The 14,775-nt window shown below is 40.9% G+C and carries 14 protein-coding genes; 3 read left to right on the plus strand and 11 right to left on the minus strand.

Translation table 11 applies throughout. From position 1 onward, the window contains the following. Positions 1-2: 2 nt before the first annotated feature. The 5 genes from sucA to sdhC all read right to left on the minus strand — a co-directional run bounded on the left by sucA (position 3) and on the right by sdhC (position 6,124). On the minus strand, positions 3-2,822 hold the full coding sequence (sucA, locus tag CWB78_RS08245; RefSeq protein ID WP_075169173.1) for a 2-oxoglutarate dehydrogenase E1 component: 2,820 nt from the start codon (positions 2,820-2,822) through the stop codon (positions 3-5). 86 nt (positions 2,823-2,908) lie between these two features. Next, a complete protein-coding gene (locus tag CWB78_RS08250) occupies positions 2,909-3,625 on the minus strand; it encodes a succinate dehydrogenase iron-sulfur subunit (protein WP_010390121.1) in 717 nt (238 codons plus the stop codon). Positions 3,626-3,635: 10 nt separating this feature from the next. After that, positions 3,636-5,408: a succinate dehydrogenase flavoprotein subunit gene (gene sdhA / locus CWB78_RS08255; RefSeq protein ID WP_008112088.1), complete on the minus strand. Its 1,773-nt coding sequence runs from the start codon at positions 5,406-5,408 to the stop codon at positions 3,636-3,638. After that, positions 5,409-5,756: a succinate dehydrogenase, hydrophobic membrane anchor protein gene (gene sdhD / locus CWB78_RS08260; protein ID WP_055012091.1), complete on the minus strand. Its 348-nt coding sequence runs from the start codon at positions 5,754-5,756 to the stop codon at positions 5,409-5,411. Next, positions 5,747-6,124, minus strand: coding sequence for a succinate dehydrogenase, cytochrome b556 subunit (sdhC, locus tag CWB78_RS08265; protein WP_010390126.1), 378 nt, complete (start codon positions 6,122-6,124; stop codon positions 5,747-5,749). Before sdhC ends, sdhD begins: the two co-directional genes overlap by 10 nt. 406 nt (positions 6,125-6,530) lie before the next feature. Here sdhC and CWB78_RS08270 point away from each other — a divergent pair, with 406 nt between their 5' ends. The 3 genes from CWB78_RS08270 to CWB78_RS08280 all read left to right on the plus strand — a co-directional run bounded on the left by CWB78_RS08270 (position 6,531) and on the right by CWB78_RS08280 (position 9,587). Continuing rightward, entirely contained in the window at positions 6,531-7,817 is a 1,287-nt protein-coding gene (locus CWB78_RS08270) for a citrate synthase (RefSeq protein ID WP_010390127.1), read from the plus strand. Between the two features lie 114 nt (positions 7,818-7,931). Next, entirely contained in the window at positions 7,932-9,158 is a 1,227-nt protein-coding gene (locus CWB78_RS08275) for a SufS family cysteine desulfurase (protein ID WP_138595017.1), read from the plus strand. 12 nt (positions 9,159-9,170) lie between these two features. Next, positions 9,171-9,587, plus strand: a complete 417-nt coding sequence (locus CWB78_RS08280; RefSeq protein WP_109874600.1) for a SufE family protein — start codon at positions 9,171-9,173, stop codon at positions 9,585-9,587. Between the two features lie 34 nt (positions 9,588-9,621). On the opposite strand, the gene tcdA is transcribed toward CWB78_RS08280, so the two are convergent. Genes tcdA through msbA form a run of 6 tightly spaced genes read right to left on the minus strand, consistent with a single transcriptional unit; the run spans position 9,622 to position 14,755 of the window. Then, a complete protein-coding gene (tcdA, locus tag CWB78_RS08285; protein WP_109874599.1) occupies positions 9,622-10,419 on the minus strand; it encodes a tRNA cyclic N6-threonylcarbamoyladenosine(37) synthase TcdA in 798 nt (265 codons plus the stop codon). Further along, complete coding sequence (locus CWB78_RS08290; RefSeq protein ID WP_138595019.1) at positions 10,420-11,100, minus strand: TIGR01621 family pseudouridine synthase; 681 nt, start codon at positions 11,098-11,100, stop codon at positions 10,420-10,422. It lies immediately after the preceding gene. Further along, positions 11,097-11,858 carry a 3-deoxy-manno-octulosonate cytidylyltransferase gene (gene kdsB, locus CWB78_RS08295; RefSeq protein WP_109874597.1) on the minus strand — a complete coding sequence of 254 codons (762 nt, stop codon included), beginning with the start codon at positions 11,856-11,858 and terminating at the stop codon, positions 11,097-11,099. Before kdsB ends, CWB78_RS08290 begins: the two co-directional genes overlap by 4 nt. Then, positions 11,846-12,043, minus strand: a complete 198-nt coding sequence (locus tag CWB78_RS08300) for a Trm112 family protein (RefSeq protein ID WP_010390133.1) — start codon at positions 12,041-12,043, stop codon at positions 11,846-11,848. Before CWB78_RS08300 ends, kdsB begins: the two co-directional genes overlap by 13 nt. Next, on the minus strand, positions 12,033-13,013 hold the full coding sequence (gene lpxK, locus CWB78_RS08305) for a tetraacyldisaccharide 4'-kinase (protein ID WP_138595021.1): 981 nt from the start codon (positions 13,011-13,013) through the stop codon (positions 12,033-12,035). Before lpxK ends, CWB78_RS08300 begins: the two co-directional genes overlap by 11 nt. Beyond that, entirely contained in the window at positions 13,010-14,755 is a 1,746-nt protein-coding gene (gene msbA / locus CWB78_RS08310; RefSeq protein WP_138569704.1) for a lipid A export permease/ATP-binding protein MsbA, read from the minus strand. The genes lpxK and msbA overlap by 4 nt, the downstream gene beginning before the upstream one ends. Positions 14,756-14,775: the final 20 nt, after the last annotated feature.

A 14,775-nucleotide genomic window follows, 5' to 3' on the forward strand; every position in this document is an offset into this window, starting at 1 on the left:
GCTTATCCTTTCTTTTCTATAGTAAGCGCGTCGGCAACGAGCGCTTGTTGTTCTTTAGTATGTACTGACATATAACCACATGCAGGTGATGCTGAAGCTTTACGACCAGCATATTTTAATTTTGCATCTTGTGGAATTGCATCAATAAAGTGATGTTGAGAACAATACCAAGCACCTTGGTTTTGCGGCTCTTCCTGACACCATACAAAATCAGTAACATGCTGATAACGTTCAATAATCGTCTTCATTTCGTCATGTGGGAACGGGTATAGCTGTTCAACACGAACAATAGCAATGTTGTCTTGCTCAAGTTTACGACGCTCTTGTAATAATTCGTAGTAAACTTTACCACTACAAAATACAACACGTTCTACTTTCTTAGCATCAATATCATCAATTTCATCGATCACATTGTGGAATACGCCCTCTGATAGTTCTTCAAGCGATGATGTAGCTAATGGGTGACGAAGCAATGATTTTGGCGTCATAACAATCAATGGGCGACGAAGAGGTCTAACCGATTGACGACGAAGCATTGCATAAACTTGTGCCGGTGTAGATGGTACACATACTTGCATATTATGATCAGCACACAGCTGTAAAAAACGCTCAAGACGTGCAGAGCTATGCTCAGGACCTTGGCCTTCATAACCATGTGGTAGCAAACATGTCAGGCCACATAAACGACCCCACTTTTGCTCACCTGAACTTAAGAATTGGTCAAAAACAACTTGTGCACCATTGGCGAAATCACCAAATTGCGCTTCCCATAAAACAAGTGAGGTCGGCTCTGCTGTTGCATAACCATATTCAAACGCTAATACCGCTTCTTCAGATAGCACCGAATCAAATACTTCAAACGTACCTTGATCTTCACTAATGTTTTGCAGTGGTAAGTATGTTGCACCGTCTTGTTGACCGTGAACAACGGCATGACGATGGAAGAAGGTACCACGGCCAGAGTCTTGACCTGTTAGGCGAATATCAGTGCCTTCAGCTGCAATAGTTGCATACGCTAAAGTCTCTGCCATACCCCAATCAAGTGCTTTTTCACCGGCTGCCATAGCTTTACGATCATCGTATATTTTCTTAACACGAGATTGCGCTTTGTGGTCTTCAGGGTAGCTTGCGACAATGTTACCGAGCTCTTTAAGTTTCTCTACAGAAACGCTCGCGTCGTAGTCAACATTCCAATCATGGCCAACGTATTTAGCCCAATCAGAAGAATGTGACGTTTCTGGTTGAATTTCTTCAACTACACAGTTGCCATCATCTAAGCCATTACGATAATCATCAGCAAGTGCTTTCACTTCGTTTTCTGTGAAAGAACCTTCCGAAATTAACTGATCTGCATAAATTAAGCGAGGGACTGGATGTTTTTTAATCTTTTGATACATAACAGGCTGTGTAGCATTAGGCTCATCAGCTTCGTTATGACCATGGCGACGGTAACAAACAAGGTCAATCACAACGTCACGTTTAAACTGGTTTCTAAAATCAAGCGCTAACTGCGTAACAAACGCAACCGCTTCAGGATCATCAGAGTTTACGTGGAAGATTGGTGATTGAACCATTTTTGCAATATCAGTACAGTAATCAGTAGAGCGAACATCGTCTTGCTTGCTTGTTGTAAAACCAACTTGGTTATTAACAACAATACGAATGCTACCACCACAACTAAATGCATTAGTTTGTGATAAGTTAAACGTTTCTTGTACTACACCCTGACCTGCGATTGCAGAGTCGCCGTGAATAGTAATAGGAAGTGCTTTGCTGCCAGTTTTGTCGTTTAGACGATCAAGACGTGCGCGCACAGACCCCATAACCACAGGATTAACGATTTCTAAGTGCGATGGGTTAAACGCAAGTGCCATATGCACATTGCCACCTTTGGTCGCGAAATCCGAAGAGTACCCCATGTGATACTTAACATCACCAGAGCTTAAAGTATCTTTGTGTTTACCAGCAAATTCATCAAATAATTCTGATGGATTTTTACCAAGTACATTCACAAGTACGTTCAAGCGTCCGCGGTGAGCCATGCCGATTACGGCTTCTTTTTGGCCACTTTCACCCGCGCGGTGTATAAGCTCTTTAAGCATAGGAACTAACGCATCGCCACCTTCAAGTGAGAAACGCTTAGCACCCGGGAACTTAGCCCCTAAATATTTTTCAAGACCATCAGCCGCTGTCAATCCTTTAAGGATACGTAGCTTTTCATTTTTATCGAATTTTGGCCTAGACTGAACAGACTCTAAACGCTGTTGTAACCAACGTTTTTCTTCTGTTGATGTGATGTGCATATACTCTGCGCCAATAGAACCACAATAAGTAGTTTTTAGTGCTTGGTATAACTCACCTAAAGGCATAGTATCGCGGCCTACGGCAAACGATCCTACGTTAAATTCGCGGTCAAAGTCAGCATTTGATAAGTCGTGGTATTCTAGCTCTAAATCTCGTACACGTTCTCGTTGCCAAATACCTAGTGGATCTAGGTTTGCATTTTGGTGTCCACGAAAACGGAAAGCATTAATAAGTTGCAGAACTTTAACCTGTTTAAGGTCACCGCCACTGCCCTCTGCTACCACTACTTCTCTATGCTTGTTTTTAGCAAGCGCCGCAAATTGTGAACGAACTTCTGAATGTTTTACTTCAACATCCACACCATCAACTTTTGGTAATTGTTCGAACACTTCTCGCCATTCTTCTGGCACCGAAGTCGCATCGTCTAAATACGCTTCATAAAGCTCTTCAACATAAGCAACGTTACCGCCGTTTAAATGTGAAGATTCTAGCCATGCCTTCATCACACCTTCGTGCATTTATAAGCCCTTTTTTTTAGCGCAGAAATTAATAGTTATATAACAAGATGGCTAATAAATATTAGCCATCTTTCGTCTACTAGAAATTAAACCGAGCGATTTAATAACATAGATTTTATTTGCCCAATTGCTTTAGTAGGGTTAAGACCCTTAGGACAAACGCTAACACAGTTCATGATACTGTGGCAACGGAACACACTGAATGCATCGTCTAAGTCAGCTAAACGCTCTTCTGTTGCAGTATCTCGGCTATCAGCTAAGAAACGGTAAGCATGAAGAAGGCCTGCTGGACCTATAAACTTATCTGGATTCCACCAGAAAGAAGGACACGATGTAGAACAACATGCACATAAAATACACTCATAAAGCCCATCTAATTTATCACGCTCTTCAATAGATTGAAGACGTTCGCCTGCAGCAGGCTCGTCATTTATTAGATACGGTTTTACTTTTTCGTATTGAGTGTAGAACTGACTCATGTCAATAACAAGGTCACGAACAACAGGAAGTCCCGGTAATGGACGTACTACGATTTTACCTTTGCCATTTTTTTGTAGCGTAGATAAAGGAGTAATACATGCTAAGCCGTTCTTACCATTCATGTTTACACCGTCTGAACCACACACGCCTTCACGGCATGAACGACGGAATGATAATGTAGGATCTTGCTCTTTTAATAATAAAAGTGCATCCAATACCATCATGTCTTGGCCTTCCTCAGTTTGCAAAGTGTATTCTTGCATACGAGGTGCGTTGTCAACATCCGGATTGTAACGATAAACTGAAAATTGTACTTGTGCCATCGTCTCGCTCCTAGTAGGTACGTGCTTTAGGTGGGAATGCTTCACGTAGCTTAGGCTCGTAGTTTACTTTACGCTTGCTCATTTCATCCGTTACCGGATTAAATACTGAGTGACATAACCAGTTTTCGTCATCACGATCTGGGAAGTCAAAGCGAGAGTGTGCACCACGGCTTTCAGTACGGAAGTTTGCAGCTACTGCAGTTGAGTAAGCTGTTTCCATTAAGTTGTCTAATTCTAAACATTCAATACGCATGGTGTTGAAGTCTGATGATTTATCATCAAGACGTGCATGCTGTAAGCGTTCACGAATTTCTTTAAGCTCAGTAAGACCAGTTGCCATTGAGTCACCTTCACGGAATACCGAGAAGTTAAGCTGCATACACTGTTGTAGGTCTTTCTTGATTTGTACTGGGTCTTCGCCTTGACCAACTGTTGAGCTTTCCCAACGATTAAAGCGAGCTAAAGACGCTTCTAAATCAGACTCAGAAGCCGCTTTAGAAATTTCAACGTCATTTAGGTATTTACCTAAGAAATTACCAGCAGCACGGCCAAATACAACTAAATCAAGTAATGAGTTACCACCTAAGCGGTTAGCACCGTGAACAGATACACATGCAATCTCACCAACAGCAAATAAACCTTGTACTACTTTTTCGTTACCAGCGGCATCGATATTAAGTACTTGACCATTTACGTTAGTTGGCACACCACCCATCATGTAGTGACATGTTGGGATAACTGGAATTGGTTCTTTTGCAGGATCAACGTGAGCAAATGTTTTAGCAAGGTCGCATACACCTGGAAGACGTAAGTTAAGCGTTTCTTCGCCTAAGTGGTCAAGTTTCAACTTAAGGTGAGGACCCCAAGGACCATCACAACCACGACCTTCACGAATCTCTGTCATCATTGAACGGGCAACAACGTCACGAGATGCTAAATCTTTAGCGTTTGGTGCATAGCGTTCCATGAAGCGTTCGCCATCTTTATTTAAAAGATAACCACCTTCACCACGACAACCTTCAGTTACTAGCGTACCAGCACCTGCAATACCTGTCGGATGGAATTGCCACATTTCCATGTCTTGCATAGAAATACCAGCACGAGTCGCCATACCAACACCGTCACCAGTGTTAATGTGAGCATTAGTTGTTGATGCGAAAATACGACCTGCACCACCGGTAGCTAACACAACTGCTTTTGATTTGAAGAAAGTGATTTCACCTGTTTCAATTTCAATCGCTGTACAACCTACTACATCGCCATTATCGTTTTTAACTAAATCAAGTGCATACCATTCAGAAAATACATTTGTTTTATTTTTAACGTTTTGTTGATAAAGAAGGTGTAATAATGCGTGACCAGTACGGTCAGCAGCTGCTGCGGTACGTGCAGCTTGTTCACCACCAAAGTTTTTCGATTGACCACCGAAAGGACGTTGGTAAACACGGCCATTTTCAAAACGAGAAAATGGTAAGCCCATGTTTTCTAATTCAGTAATAGCTTCTGGGCCTGTATTACACATGTATTCGATAGCGTCTTGGTCACCGATAAAATCGGAACCTTTAACGGTATCATACATATGCCATTCCCAGTTATCTTCATGCGAATTACCTAGCGCTACTGTAATACCACCTTGAGCAGATACAGTGTGTGAGCGTGTCGGAAAAACTTTAGAGATTAGTGCACATGTTTTGCCAGATTCAGTAATAGCAAGAGCAGCGCGCATACCTGCACCACCGGCACCAATTACTACGGCGTCAAATTCACGAACAGAATATTTCACTTAAACACCCCATAAAACGATTAAACCTACAGCTACGTAAGCAACAGCCATTAGGTTTAGTACAAAGCCTAAGAAAGCACGCAATTTAGCGCCCTTTACATAGTCGGTTAGAACCTGCCAAAGGCCGATACGGGTATGAACCATAATGCAAACTAGGGTGATTAATGTCGCCCCTTTCATTGCTAGGTTAGAGAATAGGCCTGTCCAGGCGTCATATGTGACTTCTGGCATTGCTAAAAAATAGCCAATAATAAAAATTGCATATGCACTGATTATTAATGCCGTTGTGCGTAGAGATACAAAATCTTGTACGCCATCACGTTTAAGAGTTGCTTGATTTAAGACCATATCCACACCCCTGCCAATACAGCAAACACAACGCCAAGTGCCATTGCAATTTTAGCGCTAGTGTTGCCTGATTCAAGTTCTTCCCAATGCCCCATATCCATAATGATGTGACGGATACCACCGATAAGGTGATAACCCAATACAGAAAGGGTGCCCCAAGCTATAAATTTGGCAATGAATCCGTTAAACAGACCCTTGACGAATTCAAAACCTTCAGCTGAAGAAAGAGACTCTGACCAAGCCCAAATGACAAACGTTAAAGCAAAAAATAATGCAACACCGGTGACGCGGTGAAAAATTGAAGCTTTAGCCGTTGCCGGCATAGATATAGTTGTTAGATCTAGATTTACAGGTCTTTGCTTTTTCACAGTTACTTGCCCATCTTGCCCGCAGTGGGGCTCATCTACTTGTTTTTCTAAAACCCACCAAATGTTTCTGGTGGAACTATCAAAATAAACGTATTAATACTAATAAAGTTCACTTTTTATGAAAAATATTATGTAAAAAAAAGTTTACCCAAATACAAATCGGTTAAAAACCTCCGTTAGTATATATAGCCGGAGACTCTTTTACAATTCTTGTTTACTTTGAGTCGTTTGCGAATTAGCCAATGGTATAATATTCAATCTATACCGAATATTTATTATACATATGTGCATAATACTTATAAAAATTGACTTTATACCCCTCTTTCACGTTAAAATGTAAAGATGTGCTTAGAATAGATTTTAGAATATAAAAATCAGAATAGTTATCTTAATAGGAGATACATAGATGGCAGATAAGAAAGCCACAGTCCATATTGATGGGCTAGATCCAATCGAACTTCCAATTTATCAAGGTACTGCTGGCCAAGATGTAATTGATGTACGTACACTCGGCTCACATGGTCACTTTACTTATGACCCAGGTTTCATGTCGACTGGTTCTTGTGAATCTACCATCACTTACATCGATGGTGGTAAAGGTGTTTTATTACACCGTGGTTACCCGATCGAGCAGTTAGCAGAGAGCTCTAACTACGTTGAGTTATGTTACTTACTATTAAACGGTGAGTTACCAACTAAAGAGCAATACGATGATTTTGCTACAAAAATCACTCGTAGCACAATGCTAGATGAAAAAATCGCAAATTTCTTCCAAGGTTTCCGTTTTGATGCACACCCAATGGCAATGCTATGTGGTGTGGTTGGTGCATTATCTTCTTTTTACCATGAAGATCTTGATATCACTGATGCAGTTCAACGTAAGACAAGCGCTATTAAATTAGTTGCTAAATTACCAACAATTGCGGCAATGGCATACAAAACAAACATCGGTCAACCGTTTGTATATCCACGCAATGATTTAAGCTATGCAGAAAACTTCTTACACATGATGTTCTCTGTACCTGCTGAAGAATACAAAGTGAACCCAGTAACAGCTAAAGCAATGGATAAAATCTTTATGCTTCATGCTGACCACGAACAGAATGCTTCAACGTCAACTGTTCGTTTAGCTGGTTCTTCTGGTGCTAACCCTTATGCATGTATTGCTGCGGGTATTGCATCACTTTGGGGCCCTGCTCACGGCGGCGCTAACGAAGCATGTTTAAACATGTTAGAAGAAATTGGTTCAGTTGATCGCATCGACGAATATGTAGCAAAAGCAAAAGATAAAGCGGACCCTTTCCGTCTTATGGGCTTTGGTCACCGTGTTTACAAAAACTTCGACCCACGTGCAACAGTAATGCGTCAAACATGTCATGAAGTTTTAGCAGAGCTTAATATTCAAGATCCATTGCTTGATATTGCAATGAAACTTGAGCAAATTGCACTTGAAGACCCGTACTTTGTTGAGAAGAAACTTTACCCTAACGTAGATTTCTACTCAGGTATTATCTTAAAAGCGATTGGTATTCCTACAAGTATGTTCACTGTAATTTTTGCAATGGCACGTACTGTAGGTTGGATCTCACACTGGGACGAGATGCTTTCTCAGCCTGGTCACAAGATCAGCCGTCCACGTCAGCTTTACACAGGTGAAACAACACGTGATTATAAAGCTACAGACAAGCGCTAAGCTTTAAAGTTAGTTTTAAAAGGCCGCTTCTGCGGCCTTTTTTATTACATGCTACTTGAGAATTATCTTAAACAGATTACAATTCCTGCCCGAATTGATTAACTTTATGAGCCTATGTCTGTGTCCTCGTTTGATCCTAAAAAAATCCGTAATGATTTCCCTACTCTAAATCAGACAATCAATGGCAATCCTTTGGTTTATTTAGACTCAGCTGCAACAACACAAAAGCCACAATGTGTGATTGACGTCACCAGACAGTTTTACACCTCACAGAATGCAAATGTTCACCGCGGTCGTCATACGCTGAGTGAGCAAGCTACAGCGGCTTATGAGCAAGTACGTCAACGCGTTGCTGATTACTTTCAGGTAAGCGGTAAAGAAATTGTCTGGACTAAAGGCGCTACTGAGGCGATTAACTTAGTTGCACATGGCCTAAGAAATACATTAACAACAGACGACACCATTTTAATTAGCCCAATCGAGCATCACGCGAATATTGTGCCGTGGCAAGAACTCGCGGCATACACTGGTGCAACGTTAAAAGCGTTGCCACTTAATGACAATGCCACTTTTGATATCAAACAGTGCTGTGACGTGATTAAACACACCAAACCTGCACTTCTTGCAATCACTCACGCCTCTAATGCGCTGGGCAATATTACCGATTTAACCCCGCTAATAACTGCTGCGAAGGCTGTAGATGCGCTAACTTTAGTCGATGGCGCACAAGGCGCTCTGCATTTAAGACCTAATTTAACAGCGCTTAATTGTGATTTTTACGTGTTTTCAGCTCACAAAATGCTGGGGCCAACAGGATTAGGTGGTTTATATGGCCGCTACAGCGCACTTAATGCATTATCGCCTTACCAAACAGGCGGTGAAATGATTGAAAAAGTGACCCTAACGCAAAGCACTTATCGTGGTGCACCCGCTAAATTTGAAGCAGGAACCCCAAATATAGCCGGTGTTTTAGGCTTTGGTGCGGCACTTGAGTATTTAATGGTGCTCAATCAGCAAGAATTAAAAGAGTATGAACAGCAGGTGTTTATTTATGCAGCGAACGCACTGAGGGAAATAGATGGTATTTGCATCTATAGCGACCTAAAATCGAACATTGGTACATTATGCTTTAATTATAAAAATGAACATCCGTATGATCTGGCAACTTTACTTGACGGCTATGGTGTTGCAGTGCGAAGTGGTCATCATTGTACGCAGCCATTAATGACCCATTTGAAACTAAATGGCTCACTCAGAGCGAGTTTTGCTTTTTATAATACGACTAAAGATGTAGACCAATTTATTACTGCGCTTAAAGAATGCATCGCTTTACTAGACTAATTTGGATAAATAATGACTCACACATATCAACTGGTAAGTAAAAACATTGAAAACAGTGCAAGCTGGCAACAGAAATACCGTGAAATTATGTTGCTTGGTAAAACACTCCCGCCATTAGCCGATATATTAAAAACCGACGATGCGCTAGTCCAAGGCTGTGAAAGTAAAGTGTGGATGTTTGTTGAATTTGACCTAACCGAGAATGCGTTGGTTGTGATTGGTGATTCTGATACGCGCATAGTAAAAGGCTTATTGGCGTTAATTTTAGCGCTGTATAACGGTTTAACACCAGAAGAGGTGTTAAACATTAATGCCTATGAAGAATTTGAAAAGCTTGGCTTAATTAGCCACTTAAGCGCTTCTCGCGGCAATGGAGTAAAAGCTATGGTGGAAAAAATACAAACCTTAGCTAAACAAAAAACGCGTTAAGCGCTTTTTTAACAATATGATGTGTAATCTGTAATTAAATGTTCAAGCGTGTACGCTTATCTAAATATTTTCTTACTGCTTTAGCGGCAACAAAAAAACCAAAACTACCGGTGATCATCGTCACCGAACCAAAGCCATTATTACAATCCATATTCATACTGCCATCTGCATTTTGTTTCGCATGGCACACACTGCCATCACTGCCAGGATAAACAAGCTGCTCTGTTGAATACACACAGTCAATATTAAATTTACGTTTTGGATTAGAGCTGAAATTATACTGCTTACGCAAAATATAGCGCACCTTTGCTAGCAATGGATCTTGAGTCGTTTTTGCCACATCACCAAAAGTAATTTGACTTGGATCAGTTTGCCCACCTGCACCGCCTGTGGTAATTATAGGCATTTTATTACGCTTACAGTGCGCGATTAACGCCGCTTTTTCTTTTACCGCATCAATGCAGTCAATAACATAATCAAAACCTTGAATATGCTCTTGAATATTATCTAGTGTTATAAAATCGTCAATCACATTAACCACACACTCAGGGTTGATAAGCTCGCAGCGCGCCTTCATGGCATCCACTTTTGCTTCCCCAATAGTGCCTGTTAACGCATGAATTTGACGATTAACATTGGTTGCGCATATATCATCTAAATCTATTAGAGTAATTTTGCCCACGCCGGTGCGCGCTAATGCTTCTGCAGTCCAGCTGCCTACGCCACCTATACCAACAACACAGAAATGTGCCTGTTGTAACCATTCAAATTGCTGTTGACCATATAGTCGTTTAATACCACCAAAGCGGATATCAGTTACTTGTTCACTCATTTACCAATCCAATTTCCAAGGCGTTTGCCAAGAATCAAAATCTTGATGTTTTATTAATTGCGCATATTCCAATCCACACTCTGGCAACAGAGTGTGTTGTATTTGTTCCCCAGCCCACTCAAAGTCCAACGCAAATGCATGCAAATAGGTGCGATCAGCGGCACTCCCAGAATAACTAGCATCGCCTAATATAGCGGCACCTATACTCTTTAATGCCACCCTAAGCTGATGGGTTTTTCCCGAATAGGGTTTTAATAGGTAAGCTCTAAAACCGCTTTTAAAGCTAAACGAATAAAAACGTGTAATAGCGGGGTTACTCTGTGAGTTTAATAATTTATACGTGCCACGGCGAGACTTAGCCATATCACCTTTAACCCAGCCTTGCTTTTTTTTAGGCTTGGTATCACTAACCGCTAGATAAAACTTATTAATCGCATGCTGAGTAAATAATTGCGTAAATTCTGCTGCTGCCGCTTTGCTTCGCGCGAGTATAATCAATCCAGAGGTGACTTTATCTAAACGGTGTACCGCAAATAATTTTTCGTTTAACTGTTGCTCAGCTAGTACCACAAAACCGGGGCCTTCTTCAGAATGAAAATTAAGCCCATGCGGTTTATTTATGATGTAAAAATCATCATGCGTATATTGCACTTTTAATATAAGCGTTTGTGGTTTATTCACGCGCTTTTACTTTGAATATGGGCAACCACTTTAGCTAAATCCTCTGGTGTATCTACTCCTGCATGAGGGGTCACTAAAGCTTGTTCTATTTTAATTGCATAACCATGGTATAGCACACGTAACTGCTCTAACGACTCAAGAAGTTCTAATGGCGAAACACTTAATTCAATATATTGCTTTATAAACCCTGCGCGATACGCGTAAATACCCACATGGCGTTGAAAAGGGGCTAAATTAAGTGGTTGCTGCTCAGCCATCATGGCGCTTCTATCAAATGGGATACTCGCTCTTGAAAAGTACAAAGCATTTTTATTGATATCACTGACAACTTTAACCGCATTAGGATTAAACACTTCATCACGCTCTTCAATAGCAACGCTTAAGGTTGCCATTGGTGCCGTTGATTGCGCTAATAATGTTGCCACTTGTGATACGTTATCAGGCGACAGCAAAGGTTCATCACCTTGTACATTTACCACGATAGTATCATCGGCTAAATTAAGTAAATCCACTACTTCGGCTAAGCGCTCTGTGCCTGATTGGTGATCTTCACGCGTCATCAAAACATTACTAGTAAAACGTTTAGCAGCATCAAATACTCTTTGATGGTCGGTAGCAATAACCACCTTGCTGGCTCCTGACAAACAGGCTTTTTCATACACATGCTGTATCATTGGTTTGCCACAAATATCAGCGAGTGGTTTACCTGGCAAACGAGTAGAAGCGTAACGCGCAGGGATAACAACTACGAATTCCACTTTTCTACCTCTTCAAGAGTCAATTCACGGGCTTCATTTTCAAGTAGTACCGGAATATCATCACGTACCGGGTAAGCTAGTTTTGCTGCTGTGCTGATCAGCTCTTGGTTTTCTTTATCAAAGCGCAACTTACCTTTACACACAGGGCAAGCAATAATTTCGAGTAATTTTGTATCAAAGGCCATAGTGGATCCCTTTTTCTTTTAATAATAAATTTAATGTGTTTATTACTGCTGCAGTTGGTTGAGCGTCAACCGGCAAGTAATACCAATTTGGCTTGGCAAAGTCACGACACTTAACTGCATCTTTTTCTGTCATTAATACACAGTCCTCACCAAATTGAGCAAAGTCATTGGCGGTATAAGCATAATGGTCGCGAAAATGATGTGTTGATAACAACGCTATACCTTGTGCTTTTAATGATGCTTCAAAGCGCTGAGGGTTACCGATTGCACTTACAGCATGCGCTGTTTCTATAGCCGTTGTTATCTCAGTATTATCAGCAACACGTTTAATAATTGATGGCTGCAAGCGATAGCTAAATTCATGTTCAGAACCATTTTCAATGACTAAATCAACACTGTTTAAACGAGAAACCGTTTCGCGAAGTGGTCCTGCTGGCATTAAAAAACCATTACCAAATTTTCTTTCGCTATCAACAATACAACATTCAATACTGCGTGCCATTTTGTAGTGTTGCATGCCATCATCAGAAATAATTACATCAAGCTGAAACTGATGATTGAGCATTTCTATATTCTTCTGTCTATTTGGCCCCACTACTAACGGACATTGTAAACGGTTAAATAAAAGTACCGGCTCATCCCCTGCTTCTAAAGTCGTCGTATTTGCAGTTACTAATAATGGGTAATGGGCTGCTTGCCCACCATAGCCGCGACTAATTAAACCAACAGATAAGCCTTGAGCGGTTAAGTAATCATGCAGCCACAATACAAATGGAGTCTTACCATTGCCGCCAACACTTATATTGCCAACAACAATTACTGGAGTATTACTAACAAATGGCTTAAAAACACCCACTTCGTAGCAGTATTTGCGCACTAGAGCAACACAGCCAAAAATAGCGGACAGTGGTAATAACAATAAGGTAATTAAGCTAAAAGGTTTGTACCAGCTTTGCTCTATTTTACTCACCCCTGCTCACCAAACTGCATTTTACAAAGAGCAGAGTAGGTACCATCGTTAGTCAGTAATTCAGTATGCGTACCACTTTCTATCACTTTACCGTTATCAATCACATAGATACGGTCACTATTTTCAATAGTCGATAGCCTATGAGCGATAACAATGGAGGTTTTATCTTTCATTAATGTATCAAGAGCATGTTGGATAAGCTTTTCAGACTCAGTATCCAAGGCCGAGGTCGCTTCATCTAAAATTAAAATAGGCGCGTCTTTTAAAATAGCACGCGCAATCGCAATACGTTGACGTTGCCCACCTGAAAGCATTACCCCATTCTCGCCAACCATAGTGTTAAGTTGCTCAGGTAAGTCTTTTACAAACTCCCACACATGGGCTTGTTTTGCAACGTCATGAAGCTCTTCGATAGAGATTTCGCGTTGTAAACCATAACAAATATTATTGGCAATCGTGTCATTAAATAGCACCACTTGTTGCGACACTAACGCAAATTGACGGCGAAGATCAGTAAGCTTATATTCATTAAGAGCAATGCCATCGAGTAAAATTTCGCTTGGCGCTTCTAAGTCATAATATCGGGGTAACAAGTTAGAAATAGTCGATTTACCCGAGCCAGAGCGGCCAACAAGGGCAATACTCTCACCGGCTTTTATGTTCAGTGATAAATCGTTAAGCACGGCTTCATCCTTGGTTGGGTATTTAAAGGTCACATTTTTCACCTCAATATGCCCTTTTACCTTATCAACCGAAAAGGTACCCGTGTCTTTTTCAATTTCTTCATCTAACACTAAAAAAACACTCTGAGCAGCTGAAATACCTCGCTGTAAGTCACTGTTTACATTGGCAAGTTGCTTTAATGGGCGCAGTAGCATCATCATCGATGAGATGAGTACGACAAAATCCCCAGAGCTAATGCTGTCTATCATAGAGGGCATCGACACAACCCATAAAATAACAGCCATAGCACTGGCAGCCAAAATTTGAATAATAGAGACACTTAGCGCTTTAGTCGCATCCATCTTGATACGTTGTTGGCGGTTATGATTATTAATTTTAGAAAATTGATCAATTTCTTGTGTTTGCCCACCAAAGCCATGGATCACTTTGTGACCACTGAGCATTTGCTCTGAACTACGGGTAACTTGTCCCATCGCTGACTGAATATTTTTCGAGATATGACGAAAGCGTTTAGACACCACAGCTACTATGATAGCCACAAGCGGGATAATAACTAAAAAGATTAACGACAACTGCCAACTGGTATAAAACATCACAGCGAGTAAAAACACCACAAAAGCGCCTTCACGCACAACAATAAGCAGTGCTTTGGTGATTGCTTGTTGAACTTGCTCGGTGTCAAAGGTAATTTTAGAAATCAAATCGCCGGTTGAGTTTTTATCGTGAAAGGACACTGGTAAATGTAAAATGTGTTCAAACAATTCTTGGCGCAGCGCCCTCACGACTTGTGAGCCTACATAGCTTAAACAGTAAGATGACATAAAGTTAAATACGCCACGCCCGATAACCAGCGCAATAACCACAAATGGCGCATAAGTAAGTACCTGGCTGTTACGCTCGTTTAAACCTTCATCGATAAACGGCTTCATCAGTTGAATGAATAATGCATCCATACCTGAATAACCTATCATTCCTATAATCGCGACAATGGCAATCGACTTATAAGCGCCAACGTAAGAAACAAGCCGTTTATATATTTGTGTAGTACTTTGTTCCATAACACTCTCTAAAACCAGTA

The organism is Pseudoalteromonas sp. S1612 (assembly GCF_005887175.1).
Classification (GTDB): domain Bacteria; phylum Pseudomonadota; class Gammaproteobacteria; order Enterobacterales; family Alteromonadaceae; genus Pseudoalteromonas; species Pseudoalteromonas undina.